Annotated in this window: 9 protein-coding genes; 8 read left to right on the top strand and 1 reads right to left on the bottom strand. The window is 74.1% G+C overall.

The window, feature by feature from the left end:
• Positions 1–17: 17 nt before the first annotated feature.
• Genes AB0F72_RS23570 through AB0F72_RS23580 form a run of 3 tightly spaced genes read left to right on the top strand, consistent with a single transcriptional unit; the run spans position 18 to position 5,620 of the window.
• Complete coding sequence (locus AB0F72_RS23570) at positions 18–2,456, top strand: glycosyltransferase family A protein (protein ID WP_360435076.1); 2,439 nt, start codon at positions 18–20, stop codon at positions 2,454–2,456.
• A gap of 56 nt (positions 2,457–2,512) precedes the next feature.
• Positions 2,513–3,559 (top strand): class I SAM-dependent methyltransferase, encoded by a 1,047-nt coding sequence (locus AB0F72_RS23575; protein WP_360435078.1) that lies wholly within the window; start codon positions 2,513–2,515, stop codon positions 3,557–3,559.
• A 3-nt stretch (positions 3,560–3,562) separates the two neighbouring features.
• Entirely contained in the window at positions 3,563–5,620 is a 2,058-nt protein-coding gene (locus tag AB0F72_RS23580; RefSeq protein ID WP_360435079.1) for an acyltransferase family protein, read from the top strand.
• A gap of 534 nt (positions 5,621–6,154) precedes the next feature.
• Here AB0F72_RS23580 and AB0F72_RS23585 read toward each other — a convergent pair.
• On the bottom strand, positions 6,155–8,647 hold the full coding sequence (locus AB0F72_RS23585) for a glycosyltransferase family 2 protein (protein ID WP_360435081.1): 2,493 nt from the start codon (positions 8,645–8,647) through the stop codon (positions 6,155–6,157).
• A gap of 128 nt (positions 8,648–8,775) precedes the next feature.
• Between AB0F72_RS23585 and AB0F72_RS23590 the strand changes: the two genes are divergently transcribed.
• The 5 genes from AB0F72_RS23590 to AB0F72_RS23610 are packed head-to-tail and all read left to right on the top strand — an operon-like array spanning position 8,776 to position 14,563.
• Complete coding sequence (locus AB0F72_RS23590; protein ID WP_360435083.1) at positions 8,776–10,974, top strand: glycosyltransferase; 2,199 nt, start codon at positions 8,776–8,778, stop codon at positions 10,972–10,974.
• A gap of 2 nt (positions 10,975–10,976) precedes the next feature.
• Positions 10,977–11,645 (top strand): hypothetical protein, encoded by a 669-nt coding sequence (locus tag AB0F72_RS23595; protein WP_360435085.1) that lies wholly within the window; start codon positions 10,977–10,979, stop codon positions 11,643–11,645.
• Positions 11,642–13,222, top strand: coding sequence for a hypothetical protein (locus tag AB0F72_RS23600; protein WP_360435087.1), 1,581 nt, complete (start codon positions 11,642–11,644; stop codon positions 13,220–13,222). Before AB0F72_RS23595 ends, AB0F72_RS23600 begins: the two co-directional genes overlap by 4 nt.
• Entirely contained in the window at positions 13,219–14,196 is a 978-nt protein-coding gene (locus AB0F72_RS23605) for a glycosyltransferase family 2 protein (RefSeq protein WP_360435089.1), read from the top strand. The genes AB0F72_RS23600 and AB0F72_RS23605 overlap by 4 nt, the downstream gene beginning before the upstream one ends.
• Complete coding sequence (locus AB0F72_RS23610; protein WP_360435091.1) at positions 14,183–14,563, top strand: GtrA family protein; 381 nt, start codon at positions 14,183–14,185, stop codon at positions 14,561–14,563. Before AB0F72_RS23605 ends, AB0F72_RS23610 begins: the two co-directional genes overlap by 14 nt.
• Positions 14,564–14,906: the final 343 nt, after the last annotated feature.

A 14,906-nucleotide genomic window follows, 5' to 3' on the forward strand; every position in this document is an offset into this window, starting at 1 on the left:
ACACGGACGGAGAGTCGATGGCCGAGGCGCAGCCGGTCGGACTGCTGGACGATCACGTAACTTTGGCCGGCGCCGGGGCGGAGCTGTCGCTGCCGCACACCGCGATGCGCAACCGTTCCGTGGCGGCGCGGCGGGTGCTCGCCCGTGCGGCGACCGGCGCCGGTTCCACGCTCGAGGAGCTGATCGAGGCGGCCCGATCAGGGGACACCCGGCGGCTGCGCCGGATCCGCCGCAAGGTCGATCCGGCGCTGCTGGCCGGTCTGGCGCAGACCATCGCGCTGCAGGACGAGCTGCCCGGCGACCGGGAGGACGCGCTGGCGTTGTACGCGCTGATCCGCACCGGTCTCGGCGCGCGGTCGGTGCCACCGGCGCACCAGGCGCTGCACGCCCAGCTCGCGTACGCCTGGCAGGGCCCGGCCCAGGCCCGTGACCTGCTCGCCGCGTACCGGCGGATCCCACGGCCGGCCCGGGAGACCCTGGAGATCGACCTCGCCAACCCGTACGCCGGCGGCTCGGTCCCCGAGGAGACCTGGCTGTCCCGGTTCGGGCGGCTCTTCCCCGCGCCCGCGCCGGCTTTGATGGCGGCACCGGAGCGACTGCCCTTCGACCGGCTCACCACCGAACCCCCGGCGCCCGTGGAGACCGATCGCCGGGTGACAGTGGTGGTGACCGCGTTCCGTCCCGGCGTCGGCCTGATCACCGCGGTCCGCTCGATCGCCGCGCAGACCTGGCGCGACCTGGAGATCCTCGTGGTCGACGACGCGTCCGGCCCGGAGTACGACGCGGTCCTGGCCGAGGCCGAGGCGATCGACGACCGGGTCCGGGTGCTGCGGCTGCCGGAGAACCGCGGCACGTACCCGGCCCGCAACGCCGGCGTCGAGGCGGCCCACGGCGAGTTCGTCACGTTCCAGGACTCCGACGACTGGTCCCACCCGCGCCGCGTCGAGCTGCAGATGCAGCCGCTGCTCCAGCGTCCCGAGGCGATGGCCACCACCTCGGAGGGGATCAGCGTCACCGACCAGCTGGTGATGACCCGGCCGGGCATCCGGCGCGGCCGGGTCAACGTCTCCTCGCTGCTGTTCCGGCGCGCCGCGGTGCTCGGCCGGATCGGCTGCTTCGACGCGGTGCGCAAGGCCGCCGACTCGGAGTTCCTGGAACGGATCGAGGCGGCGTTCGGCCCGGGGTCGGTACGGCGGGTGGCGAAGCCGCTGGCGCTGATCCGGCTCTCCGAGGGCTCGCTGTCCCGGGCCGAGATCCGGGCCTACTGGATGCATCCGGCGCGGACCGCGTACATGTCGGCGTACCGCTGCTGGCATGCCTCGGGCGCGCCGCTGCGCCGGGAGCCCGGCGCGACCGGCCGCCCGTTCGTGGCGCCGCCGCACCTGACCGGCGGATCGGCGCCGCCCAGCTGGGACGTGGTGATCGCCGCCGACTGGCGGTTCCTGGCCGGCGCGCAGCGGGCCGCCTTCGCCGAGGTCCGGGCGCTGCGCGAGGCCGGCCGCTCCGTGGCGATCATGCACCTGGAGTCGCTGCGCTCGGTGGACCGGCAGCGCCGCCTGCTCAGCCCGGGCGTCCAGCAACTGATCAACACCGGTCAGGTGGCGCAGGTGCTGGAGAGCGACCGGATCGACGCGGACCTGCTGGTGGTCCGGCAGCCCGAGGTGCTCCAGTTCGCTCCCGAGGGCGGGTGCGGTCTGCGGCCGCGCAAGGTCGTCGTGGTCGCCGACCGGGCGCCGCAGCGGGCCGACGGCACCGATCGGCGCTACACCGTGGACGCCGTCGCCGAGGCGACGCGGCGGCTGTTCGGGACGGAGGCGCTCTGGTGCTCGCCGGACCCGGGGATCCTCGGCCTGCTCGACGCCGTCCCCTTCCCCTCGGTCGTCGAGCCGCAGGACGTCCGACGCCCGCTGCCCGGCCCGGCCGGCCCGCCGGTGATCGGTGTCGACCTGTGCGACGCCGGTGAGTGGGCCGCCGATCTGGCGGCGACGCTCGCCGTGCCCCGCCGCTGCAAGGGCGCCGACGTGCGGGTCCGGCTGCCGGAGACCCCGCTGCGGCCCGGGACGCTGCCGGTCTCCTGGCTGGTCTACGAGCCGGGCGACCTCGATCCGCGCACGTTCGCCGCGCAGCTCGACTTCTACCTGCACTTCCCGTCCGAGCAGGCGCCGGAGCTGCTCTCCCGGCCGGCCCTGGAGGCGGCCGCGACCGGGTGCGTGGTGCTCGTGCCGGAACGGCTGCTCCCGGCGTACGCCGAAGCCGCCGTCGCCTGCGATCCGGCCGACGTGCCCGCGGTGATCCGCCGCTTCCAGCGGGAACCCCGCCGGTACGCGGAACAGAGCCGCCGGGCCCGCGCGGCGATCGCCCGGGACCACTCGCCGGCCGCGCTGGCCGCCCGGATCAGCGCCCTCACCCCGCGGTCCGCGACCCCGGCGCAACGGGTGCCCTCCGCCGGGGCGTAACGGGGTCGTGTCCACCGGCGTTACCGAGGGTGAACGCAGCGATGAGGAGTGCCCGCATGAGTTCCCTGACCCGAATCGGCCGGCGGGTCGTCCGCCGGTTGCCGAGCCTTTCCGGACGGCAGGCGGCCGCCCTGTGCGGCGCCGGCGTCCTCTGTGCCGGTGTCGCGGCTGCCGCGCTCACCGGGTACGCCCAGGTGGCGACCGCGCTCCTCGGCCTGCTCGCCGGCGTGACGCTGGCCCTGCTGCTCGTGGTGCTGCGCCGGCTCGCCGGCGTGCAGAAGGCCGGTCTCGCCGCCCAGCGCGACCTGCGCACCACCGTCGAGGAGATGCAGCGGCGCCTGGTCGCGGCCGTGGAGCGGGAACGGCTCACCGCCGGTGACCGCCACCTCGAGCTCTCCGAGGCGATCGCCCGGGTCAAGCAGGTCGCCGACCGCAAGGCCAGCTCCGCCCAGGTGCTCGGCCTGCCGCGCGAGTTCGAGGCGACAGTCCAGCTGTTCCAGGGTTTCGTGCCGCGCGCCCCGATGCCGTCCTCCGGCGACTGGGCGCTGAACCCGACCGATCTGCTGGAACTGCTGCACCTGATCCGGATCCGCCAGCCGCGCCTCGTGCTGGAGCTGGGCAGCGGCACGTCGTCGGTGTGGATCGCGTACGCGCTGGAGCAGTCCGGCGGCCGGCTGATCTCCCTCGACCACGACGGCGAGTTCGCCCGGCGCACCCGCGCGGTGCTCACCGCGCACGGGCTCGCCGAGGTCGCCGAGGTTCGCGACGCGCCGCTCACGCCCGCGTCGATCGACGGCCGCGACTACCCCTGGTACGACCCGGAGACCCTCGCGGACCTGCACGACATCGACTTCGTACTGATCGACGGGCCGCCCGCGGCGATCGGCGCCGACGCCCGTTTCCCGGCCCTTCACATGATCGAGAAGCGGCTCGCGGACCGGGCCACGCTGATCTTCGACGACGCCGGCCGCAAGGACGAGCAGGCCGCGCTGGCCGCCTGGACCGAGCGGTACGAGGGCCTCACCCGGGAAGGCGAGATCCTCGGCCGGCACGCGGTGCTGGCGTTCGCCCGTCCTCCCTCGATGGCCGCCGCGCACGGCTGATCGATGACCACGACGCTCGTGCGACCCGACGTCCGCCCGGCTCCTGCCGCGGAACCGCCCCGCCACCGGCACCGGGCGGACATCGAGGGCTTGCGGGCCGTCGCGGTGCTGCTCGTGGTGCTCGCCCACGTGGGGGTGCCCCGGCTGGCCGGCGGTTTCGTCGGAGTGGACGTCTTCTTCGTCATCTCCGGCTTCCTGATCACCTCGCTGCTCCGGGCCGAGCTGCTGCGCACCGGCCGGCTGGATCTGCCCCGGTTCTACGCGCGCCGGGCCGTGCGGCTGCTGCCGCTGGCCACGCTGGTGATCGCGTCGACCCTGGTGACGGCCTGGTGGCTGGCCCCGCCGAACCGGTTCGGCGGGTACGCGGCCGACGCCGTCGGGGCCGCCACCTACACGATGAACCTGCGGCTGGCCGACGCCGGCACCGACTACTTCGCCGACCAGGCGCCCTCGCCGTTCCAGCACTTCTGGTCGCTCGCCGTCGAGGAGCAGTTCTATCTGATCTGGCCGGTTCTGATCGGCGCGCTGGCGATCTGGGGGCGGCGCCGGCGCTGGCTGCCCGGCGCGGTGCTGTCCCTGGGCACCGTCGCCTCGTTCGCCTGGAGCGTGCACGAGCTGGACCGGGCCGCCCCGTGGGCGTACTTCGGCTCGCTCAGCCGCGCGTGGGAGCTCGGCGCGGGTGCGCTGCTCGCGCTTCTCCTGACGGGTACGCGTCGCCGCCGCCCGTGGCTCGGCTGGATCGGCGCCGCCGCGGTGGTGGCCGCCGCCGTGCTCTACGACGAGGCCACCCCGTTCCCGGGCGCGGCCGCCCTGGTCCCGGTGCTCGGCACGATCGCGGTGATCGCGGCCGGCGGCAACCGTCTGCTGGAGACCTGGCCGATGCGCTGGGTGGGCCGGATGTCCTACGGCTGGTACCTCTGGCACTGGCCGATGCTCTTCCTGGCGCCGACCGGCCTGCCGGCGCGCGCCGGGTTCGCGGCCGCCGCGCTCGGGCTCGCCGCGATCAGCCACCACCTGCTGGAGAACCCGGTGCGCCACCACCGCTTCTGGCAGCCGTACCCGCGCCGCGGCCTGGGCTTCGGATTCGTCCTGTCGGCCGCGGCCGCCGGCCTGGCCGCCCTCGGCATGATCTTCCCGCCGCTGATGCCGACCGGCGACGCCGTCCCGGACGCCCGCCGGCTGATGGCCCGGGCCGTCGACCCGGCCGCCGAGCTCAAACACATGATCGTCGCGGGCCAGTCGACCACCGAGGTCCCGGAGAACCTGACGCCCGAGTTCGAGACGGCGGCCGGCGAGCGGTCCGCGCCCCAGGACGAGGGCTGCCACGTCGGCCTGACCGGCGCGTTCGCGCCGGCGACCGAGTGCGCGTACGGGGACACCGGCGCCGACCACACCGTGGTTCTCTTCGGCGACTCGCACGCCCTTCAGTGGTTCCCGGCGCTCGAGGACCTCGCGAAGAAGCGCCACTGGCGGCTGATGGTCTACACCCGCAGCGCGTGCAGCCCGGCCGACCTGGAGCTGCAGGAACGGCGGGCGCAGCGCCGGTACACCGAGTGCGACACCTGGCGCCGGCAGATCATCAAGAAGATCGGGAAGCTCCGGGCCGACCTGGTCGTGGTCTCCTCCAGCGTCAACTACCGGGCGCTGCTCACCGGCGAGCCGGCCGACCCCGACGCGGTGTGGCGGGCCGCCTGGCGGCGCACCCTCGACCGGCTGCAGCGGGCCGCCGGTCAGGTCGCGATGCTCGGTGACACCCCGTTCCTGGCCGGCGACCCGGCCGACTGCCTCGCCACCCGCCCGGCCGCGATCGGCACCTGCGCGCCACCGGCCGACATGGTGGTGCTGGAGCCGGGCTGGCGAGCGATCCAGCGAGCCACCGGGAACGAGGTGGGCGTCCCCACCGTCGACCCGCTGCCGTGGCTCTGCGCCCAGCGGTGCCCGCTCGTGGTCGGCAACCGGCTGGTCTACCGCGACAGCAACCACATGACCGCGGCGTACGCGAAGCTGATCGCCCCGTTGCTGGACCCGAAGCTCCCCTGGCAGCCCCGCCCCGACCGCTGACGCCCACCGGCCCACCGGCCCGCCGCCCGGCCCCTGCCCCACCGGCCCACCGGCCCGCCGCCCGGCCCGTGCCCCGCCGGCCCACCGGCCCGCCGCCCGGCCCGTGCCCCACCGGCCCACCGGCCCGCCGCCCGGCCCGTGCCCCGCCGGCCCCACCCGTGGTCCGCCCCGCGCGGCCTGGGCCCCGCCCTCCGGCGCGGATCTTGGAGATGTCTGGCCAGGTGGTGGCTGCTGTTTGGCCTGAATCGGCGCCAGCGTCACTGCGGGTGAGTGATAACGGTGGAGCGCCGCTGCTTTGCGGCATTCCGCAGGGCCTGGGACGTCCGCGCCTTTCCGCGAAGCGCCGGGTTCACCTCTAATACCGACACGCCCAGTGACGATCACGCACGCTGACGAAAGATCGTCGGCGGCCCCCGCCCTCACCGGACGATGTATATGCCCGCGTCACCGCTGAGCTCGGCGGCGGCCGATGTGCCGACAAAGCCGCCAGCCGCCGCCAGCCGCGTTCATCGCGAATAGCGGTATTCATCCCGGCTAGCGGTGTTCATCCCGGCCGGCCGCAGGCAACTCGGCAACCGCTCGACCCTCAACCGGATCCGGAGCGAGCAGCACCGCCACCGCCTCGGCGAAGCGACCATGATGATGATCGCGCCGAACGAACTCCAGCCCCCGCCGGCTCTGCGCGACGAGCGCCTCCGGCCGCCGGTGCAGCTTCGCCACCGTCCCCGCCACCTCCGCCGGCTCGCAGTAGACGGCGGCCGGCCCCAGCACCGGCTGGTACCGGTGCGGCAGGACCGGCACACAGCCGGCCGCGAGCGCCGCCAGCAACTCCGGGTCGAGTGTCGTGGTCCGCTCGTCGGCCGGCAGATGCAGGTAGAAGTCGAGCTGGTGCAGGAACGCCCGCACCTCCACGTCGGACGGCCGGTAGACCAGCCAGTTCTTCCCGAGCTTGGCGGGCGGTTCGGGGGCGAGCACGCGGACGTCCAGCCCGGCCGGCGCCGGCAGCGCCTCGCGCAACCGCAGCCATTCGGCGGCGATGCCGGCGCCGGGGCGGGCGGTCAGCACCCGGCCGATCACCGGGCGGTCCGCGCGGGGCCCGGTGCGGTGCAGCCGCCAGCGGTCCGGGTCGATGGTCGCCGGGAGGTCGGCCTTGGCCAGCCGGATGCCGAACGGGCCGCCGGCCAGCCGGCGGCGCTCGGCGGTTCCGGCGGGCGCCCACCACGGTTCCACGCCGAACAGGCGTCGTGCCTCGGCCTCGCAGTGGAAGGCCGCCTCGCCCCACGCCGGGTCCGCCTCGATCACCACGCGGTCCGCGCGGATCGCCGAGGGGTATCCGGGCGCGAAGCCGACGAGCGCCGGGTCCTGCACGAGGACCAGCCGGGCGGACACCTCGTCGGAGAGCACGACCTGGTCCACTCGTCCGGAATTGATCATTTCCTGGACGTCCGGGTCCAGGTTGGCGGGCCGGCCTGTCACGTTCCGCAGCAGGCTCAGGTGCAGCACCGCCACCGAGCGGCCCGGCACGGACACCGCACGCAACCGGTCGGCGTGCGGCTCGGCCAGACCGGGCGGCGGCGCGCTCCAGTCAGCCGCCAGGATCACGTCGTAGTCCCGCCCCGGGAACCCGCGATGGGGGACTGCGGAGAGGGCCCGCTGCCGGGACGGGTGCTCGGCCAGCCGGCGCGGGACGGCGAAGGCCCGGGCGCCCGGCGAGCGGTCCCGCCGGGCCTCCGCGCGGCCGGCGGCCAGGCGGTGGTGCCAGGCTTGGAAGGCCGACAGGTACGCGTACCGCGCCGGATGCATCCAGCCGGGCGCGATGTCGGCGCTGGAGAGTGACAGGGCGCTGAGCCGGACCAGCGCGAGCGGCTCGCCGCCGAGATGATGCACGGCCGGCCGTCCGAAGACCGCGCGGGCCCGTTCCACGTACTCGGCGTCGGCGCCCTTGCGGACGGTGTCGAGATAGCCGAGCCGCTGCAGCGCGGCCTCGCGGCGGATCATCAGCGAGGAGAGGTTGTACGACCGGTGCTCGGGCACCCCCGGCCGGGTCACCACCAGGTTCTCGGTGACCCGGATGGCGGCCGACGTGGTAGCGAACAGCGTCTCGTCGGCGAGCAGCGGCGCCACCTGCCGTTCCAGCCGCAGCGGGTGGGACCAGTCGTCGGAGTCCTGGAACGTGACGAACTCGCCGGTGGCCGCGTCCAGCCCGGCGTTGCGGGCCAGGTACGTGCCGCCGTTCTCCGGCATCCGCATCACCCGGACCCGTGGATCGAGCGCGGCGGCCCGGTCCAGCACCGCGTCGTGTCCCGGCCCGGAGCCGTCGTCGACGACCAGGATCTCGTGGTTGGTCCAGCTCTGCGCGACGAGCGAGCGGACGGCCGTGAGCAGTGGCAGCCCCGGCCGGTACGTGGTGACGATCGTGGTGATCCGGTGTGCCGAGCCGACCCGGCCGGCCCGGTTCGAGCGGATCCGGTCGAACCGGGGACCGATCTCACCGTCCAGGGCGAAACCGGGCGCCGGCAGCAGCCCGAGGAACCGGCCCGTCCAGTCCTCGCCGGTGGTCAGGTCGACGACCAGCGCGGTCCGTACCGGATCGGGGATCCGCGGGTAGTCGGCCAGCAGCTTCTCGGTGCGGGTGCGGTCACCCGTGGCGTAGGCGAGCTGGGCGTGCAGGCCCTGGTGCCGTGGCGCGACACCGGCCGCCCCGGCCGTGCGCAGCAGCGAGTCGAGCAGCACCATGGCGTCGGCCCGGTCCTCGGTCCAGAGGTCCTGGAGGGCGATCACCCGGGCGAGCTCGCCGAAGACCCAGGGGTCGGCGTCCGGGAAGAGACGGCCCTCGTACGCGCCGCCGATCAGGTCGTCCACCGAGCGGCGGGCGGCGGCGTAGGCGAGGACCGCCCGTGCCGACGCCGACCTGGTGTGCAGGGCGGCCGTGGCGGGTCCGTCCGGTGAGCTGTCGCACAGTTCACTCCACTGCCGTTCGAGCAGTTCGGTTCCGTACGCGTCGGGTGTCGTGTGCAGCCTGCGCATGTGCTCCTGCCGGGTGATCTCGCGGTGCCCCGGGGATCAACGGCCGGGTGGGTGGGAGCGTGACGCCGGGCGAGCGCCGTTCGTTGTGGCGTCGTCAGGCACGCCACGCGAGACATCGGAGTAGTTCAATGACCGAGCACGTCCATGACGTGGCGATCCTCTCGGACTTCCGCTATCCGGGCGGCACCTCGGCCAGCATCGCCGCCGAGGTGCGGGCGCAGGCACGGGCCGGGCTCTCCACGGTTCTGGTCCAGGTGCGCTCGCCGCATCTCAAGCGTGACCGTCCCTTCAATCCGCTGATCGTGGAGTTGCTCAAGGACGGTTCGGCGCACCTCGCGGTGGAGGGCGAGCTGGTGCGCGCGAAGCTGTTCGTGCTCCGCCAGCCACGGATCTTCACGGCCGACCCGGCGTCGGTGCCCCGGGTCGCCGCGGATCGCACGGTCATGGTGCTGAACCAGGCGCCCGGCGACGCCGCCGACCCCGCCCGCTACTACGACTTCGCCGAGGTCAGGGCCCGGATCGAGGCCTGTTTCGGCAACGACGTGGAGTGGGCGCCGATCAGCCCGCAGGTGCGGGCCGAGGTGCTGCGCTCGGCCCCGGACGCGCCGCTCTCCGGCGAGGACTGGCACGAGATCATCGACGTGGCGCAGTGGTGGACCGGCCGCACCGGCCCGGCCGGCCCGGTCCCGGTGATCGGCCGGCACGGCCGCCCCGACCCGGTGAAGTGGCCGCGCACCACCGAGGAGCTCCTCCAGGCCTATCCGGACGACGCCGGCGTGCGGGTGCGGATCCTCGGCGGCGGCGAGCTGGCGGTCGAGCGTCTGGGCCGCCGGCCGGCCGGCTGGGAGATCGTGGAGTTCGGCTCGGTGCCGCCGCGGGAGTTCCTCGGCGGACTCGACTTCTTCGTCTACTTCCACGATCCTGACCTGGTCGAGGCGTTCGGCCGCACGATCATGGAGGCGATGGCGGCCGGGGTGCCGGTGCTGATCGGCGAGCACTTCCGCCCGGTCTTCGGCGCCGCGGCGCTCTACACCACCCCGGCCGGCGTGCTGCCGCTGGTCCGCGAGCTGCATGCCGACCCGCGGCGGTACCGCGAGATCGCGGAGAACGCCCGCGACTTCGTCGAGGACCATTTCGGGTACGCGTCCCACCTGTCCCGCCTCGCCGACCGCGGCGTGCGCCCGCCCGGCCCCGGCACCGACGTCGAGGTGCACCGGCCGGCCGCGCTCGTCGTCTCCCGGCGCAACCGTGGCGTGCTGATGGTCAGCGACAACGGTGTCGGCCTGGGCCACCTGTCGCGGCTCATGGCGATCGGCCGGCGGCTTCCGGAGGGCACCCCGACGGTGATCGCCACTCAGTCGCACGGCGCCTCGGTCGCGCACCGGGAGGGTTTCCTCACCGAGTACATCCCGTCCCGCAGCGTGCTAAAGCTGCCCCGGCAGCGCTGGACCGACACGCTGCGCAGCCGGCTCGAGCACCTGATCGACCTGCACGAACCGGCAGTGGTCGCGGTCGACAGCGTCCCGCACGACGGCATCGTGGCCGCCGTGCGGTCCCGCCCGGACGTCACCTGGGTCTGGGTGCGGCGGCCGATGTGGCGGCGGGACACCGGCACCGAGTGGATCGAACGAGGCGGGTACTTCGACGCGATCCTCGAGCCCGGCGAGTTCGCGGCCGCCGCCGACGAGGGGCCGACCGTCACCGACCGGGCCGGCGTGCACACCGTCGACCCGATCACCTATCTCGACCCGGGCGAGCTGGCCGAGCCGGTCGCCGCGCGGGAGACGCTCGGTCTCGAACCGGGCCGTCCGGCCGCGCTGCTGCAACTCGGCGCCGGCAACATCAACGACATCGCGTCGCCGGTCGCCCGGATCGCCGGGCACCTGCGGGCCGCCGGTTTCCAGGTGGTGCTCGCCGAGTCCGCGATCGCCACCGAGCCGATGCCGCCGGTCCCCGGGACCCATCTGGTGAAGCTGTACCCGATCAGTCGGTATCTGCGCGGACTGGACCTGGTGATCAGCGCGTCCGGCTACAACTCGTTCCATGAGCTGCTGGCGTTCGGCGTGCCGGCGGTCTTCGTGCCCAACCACGAGACGTCCCTGGACGACCAGGTGAGCCGGGCCCGGTTCGCGGCCGCGGCCGGCGCCGCGCTGATCGTCGAGGAGCCGGACGGCCCGGACCTGGACCGAGTGCTGGCCCAGGCGGTGCGGGCCGACGTCCGTGACCAGCTGAGCCGCCGCTGCGAACAGGTCAGACCCGGCAACGGCGCCGCGGCGGCCGCCCGCTGGCTCGCCGAGCTGGCCGACCGACGAACCCCCGGAGTATGACGATGCCCGACCGCAGCACCGAACTCACCGACCCGGCACGGGTGGACGCTCTGGTCGTCCGGCTGCGCACCATCGAACAGCAGCGCGACGCCTGGCGGTCCCGCTTCGATCAGGTGACCGGGGAACGGGACGACGAACGCGAGGCGATCCGGCGGTTGCGGGCCAGTGGGTCGTACCGGTTGGGCCGTACCCTCGTGGATCTGGCTCGAAGCCCGCTCGGCGCCTCCCGGAAGCTGGTCCGGAAGGCGCGGCGCAAGCCGGCGCAGCCGGCCCGCCGCAAGAAGGTCGCCGCGCCGCCGCAGCCCACCCATCTGTACGTGGCGATCGGCCTGGACCTGGCGGCGCTGCGCGACTTCGTGCTGGCGGTGCGGCGCCGGTTGCTCGTCGAGAACGATCATCGAGCCGTCGTGCTCACCGACGAGCCGGCGTTCTCGCTGCTGCGCAAGGCCGGGCTGATCCTGGAGTACCTGCCGGACCGGCGGACCTGGGAGAAGCACCGGCCGGACCGGCCCTGGGACGGTGTGCTCGCCGAGCGTCTCGCGCACCTCTCCCGCGACCACGCCGCCGCGCAGGTGATCTTCGTCGATCCGGATGCGCCGCCCGGATTGGCGGATCTGCTCTCCGAGATCGACACAACCCCGCCCGCGCACCCGTCGTTGCCTCAGTCGTGACCGCGCAAACCGCACTATTACCGCAGCAGCCGGAGGATCGGCCGGGCCCGCCGCGGGACCCGGAGTCCGGGACCCGGCTCTGGGGGCACGTCCTGCGCCGCTGCGTGCTGCTGCCGCTGATCGTGCTGACGCCGCTCGTGGCGGTCGCGCCCCGCGGTGACCACCGGTTCAACATCTACTGGCACGGCGGGCTGTTCCTCGACGACCCGGTGCGGATCGTCTCGCACACCATCGGGACCGGGGAGACGTACCTGCGGCTGGGCAATTTCCGGCCGCTCGGTCGGATGCTGGAGAAGGCTCTCGACCTGCTGGTCCTGCTCGGCGCGGAACAGCTGCACCTGTCTCCGGCGATCATGCTGCGCCTGGTCACGATGGGCGCCGCGGTGGTGCTGACCGGCGCTGTGGTGATCTTTGCGGAGAGCGTGCTGACCCGGGGACCGCTGTTCGGTTCCGGGCCGTCGCTCGTCGCGCTGCTCGCCCCGTACGCGGTCGCGGGTGGCCTGGTCGCCGCCGGGCGCAACAGCACCACCACGCTGTTCGGCGGTCTCTACCTGAGCACCGCCGCGCTGGTCATGCTCGTCGCCGCGGCGGCCTGCCGGCTGGACCGGCTGCGCTGGTGGCACGCGGTCCTGGCGGTCACCACCGGAGGGGCGCTCGCGGTCTTCAACGAGCCGGCCTACTTCGCCGTGCCGCTGGCCACCGTGGCGGTCCTGGCCCGGGGCCGGTTCGTGCTCGGGCTGCCCGGCCGGCGGCTGCTCACCTCCGGCGGGGTGCGGCTCGCCGCCCTGCTCTGGGCCGGTTTCCTGCCGGTCGTCGCGGTGGTCCGCTGGATCATCCGGGGCTACTGCGCGGACGGCGGCTGCTACCACGGCTCCGACGTCGCGGCCGACGCCCGGTCGCTGCTGGTGCTGCCGGCCCGGCTGGTGGCCTGGATGCCGCCGGCCCAGTGGCAGGCCGCGACCGAGCAGGCGCGCGGGAACTGGCTCTGGGGAGTCCTGCCGGTCGCCGCGTTCCTCGTTCTCGCGGTGCTCGGCGTCCGTACCCGCAAGGTTCTGTCTTCGGCGTCGCGGCCCGGCGCCGGACCGCTCACCGGCCTGGCGATCGCCGCCGCCGCCCTGCTCGTCTGCGGCGCGCTCCCGGCGGCGCTCAGCGTCGAGGTGCACGACTACTTCGACACCCGCGCGCTGCTCACCCAGGGCTGGCGGGACTCGGCCGTCACCGCGCCCGCCGGAATGCTCCTGCTCGTGGTCGTGGCGCTGGTCGTGGTCCGCAGCCGGGCCTCGGTCGCGCTGATCCTTTCCGGACTGGTGATCTGCGCCGGGGCTGGCGCCGCCGCGAACCGTGCCTACGCCGACGTCTCCGCCGGCTGGGCGCCCTCCCAGCTGGACAACCGGATCGCGCTCGCGGTCGGCGGCTTCGAACGCGGCCTGGCCGGCAACGACCGCCGCTGCGAGCTGCTCGGCGAGGCGCTGCACAACCTCGACGGCGAGCCGGCCCGGCAGCGCCGCCTCACCGAATCGCTCGACGCCGCCGCCCGCGCGCTGGCCGGCGTCCCGTTCTGCCAGGTGGTCCGATGAACGACCCGCTCATCTCGGTGGTCGCGCCGATCTACAACGAGGGCGACGGCGTCGACCTGTTCACCGCCCGCATCGCCGAGGTGCTCGACGGCGCCGGCCTGCGCTACGAGCTGCTGCTCGTCGACGACGGCTCCACCGACGACTCGTGGTCCCGCATCGCACATCAGTCCCGGCTCGACCCCCGGGTACGCGGCCTGCGCCTCTCCCGCAACTTCGGCAAGGAGGCAGCCCTGCTGGCCGGCCTGGAGCAGGCGGGCGGCGACGCCGTCGTGGTGATCGACTCGGACCTGCAGCACCCGCCGTCCGCGATCCCGGCCCTGGTCCGTCGCTGGCAGGACGGCGCGCACGTGGTCGAAGCCGTCAAACGCAACCGGGCCGGCCAGTCGCTGGGCAACCGGCTCGGCTCCCGCCTGTTCAACACCGCGTTCACCGGCCTCACCCGGGTCGACCTGGTCGACGCCACCGACTTCCGGCTGCTCGGCCGGCCCGCACTGGACGCGCTGCTGCGCCTGCCCGAGCACTCGTCGTTCTTCCGTGGCACCAGCAGCTGGATCGGCTTCACCCGGGCCACCGTCGAGGTCGACATCGACCACCGCGCCGGCGGGGCCTCCCGGTGGACGCTGCGCGGGCTGTGCCGGCTCGCCGTGAACGGTCTCACCTCGTTCACCTCCGCGCCGCTGCACCTGGTCACGATGGCGGGGATCGGGTTCGCGCTCTTCTCGGTCGTGCTCGGGGTGCAGACCCTGGTGCGCTGGATCAGCGGGGGATCGGTGGCCGGATTCACCACGGTCATCCTGCTGCTGCTGGTGACGGGCACGTTCGTGCTGCTCGGCCTCGGGGTGATCGGGGAGTACCTGGCCCGCATCCACGAGGAGGTCCGGGCCCGGCCGCGCTACCTGATCCAGGAGCGGTCGGACGTCGCGACGCCGGGCGTGCCGGAGCAGTGGGTGGCCGAACAGCATGCCGAACGCTGAGGGCCTGGCACGCCTCGTCCGATACGGGATCAGCGGCGGGTTGAGCGCGGCCACCCATTTCGGGGTGGGACTGGCCGGGACCCGGGTGCTGGCGCCGGTGCCGGCGTCGAGCGTGGGATTCGCGGCCAGCGTGGTGGTGTCGTATCTGCTGCAGCACACGTGGGTGTTCCGGTCGGCGGTCGGGCACCGGGTCTCCGGGCCGCGATTCCTGGTGGTCACCGGGGCGGCGTTCGCGTTGAACGCGGTGGTGCTGTGGGTGGGGGCGGAAGTGGCGGGCCTGTCGTATCCGGTGGTCCAGGCCGTCGCGATCGTGTTGATTCCGGTGCTGAACTACGCGATCAACTCACGCTGGACCTTCACGGCCTGAGCCGTGCGGCGGGGCTCCGTGCGGCCGGGATCGTGCGGCCGGGATCGTGCGGCCGGGCAGCCGCTGCACGATCCGGGACGCGAGCACACGCAGGCGCGGCTGAGGGTGGGCGAGGGCACACGCAGGCGCGGCTGAGGGTGGGCGAGGCACACGCAGGCGCGGTTGAGGGGCGGCGAGGGCACACGCACGCGCGGCTGAGGGGCGGCGAGGGCACACGCAACGCCATCGTGACCTCTCATCTGTGCCAGGGAGCCTGTTGGTTTTTGGGGTTGGCTGCTCGTGGGCAGTGGCTGGTGATTCGGTTCGGGTGGGTGGTGGGCTGCCGCTGGGGCGGCCCGTAGGG

It is taken from the genome of Actinoplanes sp. NPDC023936 (assembly GCF_040639325.1).
In the GTDB taxonomy this organism is placed as follows: Bacteria; Actinomycetota; Actinomycetes; order Mycobacteriales; family Micromonosporaceae; genus Actinoplanes.

Coding starts and splice junctions, on each gene's coding strand:
- AB0F72_RS23570 (WP_360435076.1), top strand. CDS start 18: ATGGCCGAGGCGCAGCCGGTCGGACTGCTGGACGATCACGTAACTTTG.
- AB0F72_RS23575 (WP_360435078.1), top strand. CDS start 2,513: ATGAGTTCCCTGACCCGAATCGGCCGGCGGGTCGTCCGCCGGTTGCCG.
- AB0F72_RS23580 (WP_360435079.1), top strand. CDS start 3,563: ATGACCACGACGCTCGTGCGACCCGACGTCCGCCCGGCTCCTGCCGCG.
- AB0F72_RS23585 (WP_360435081.1), bottom strand. CDS start 8,647: ATGCGCAGGCTGCACACGACACCCGACGCGTACGGAACCGAACTGCTC.
- AB0F72_RS23590 (WP_360435083.1), top strand. CDS start 8,776: ATGACCGAGCACGTCCATGACGTGGCGATCCTCTCGGACTTCCGCTAT.
- AB0F72_RS23595 (WP_360435085.1), top strand. CDS start 10,977: ATGCCCGACCGCAGCACCGAACTCACCGACCCGGCACGGGTGGACGCT.
- AB0F72_RS23605 (WP_360435089.1), top strand. CDS start 13,219: ATGAACGACCCGCTCATCTCGGTGGTCGCGCCGATCTACAACGAGGGC.
- AB0F72_RS23610 (WP_360435091.1), top strand. CDS start 14,183: ATGCCGAACGCTGAGGGCCTGGCACGCCTCGTCCGATACGGGATCAGC.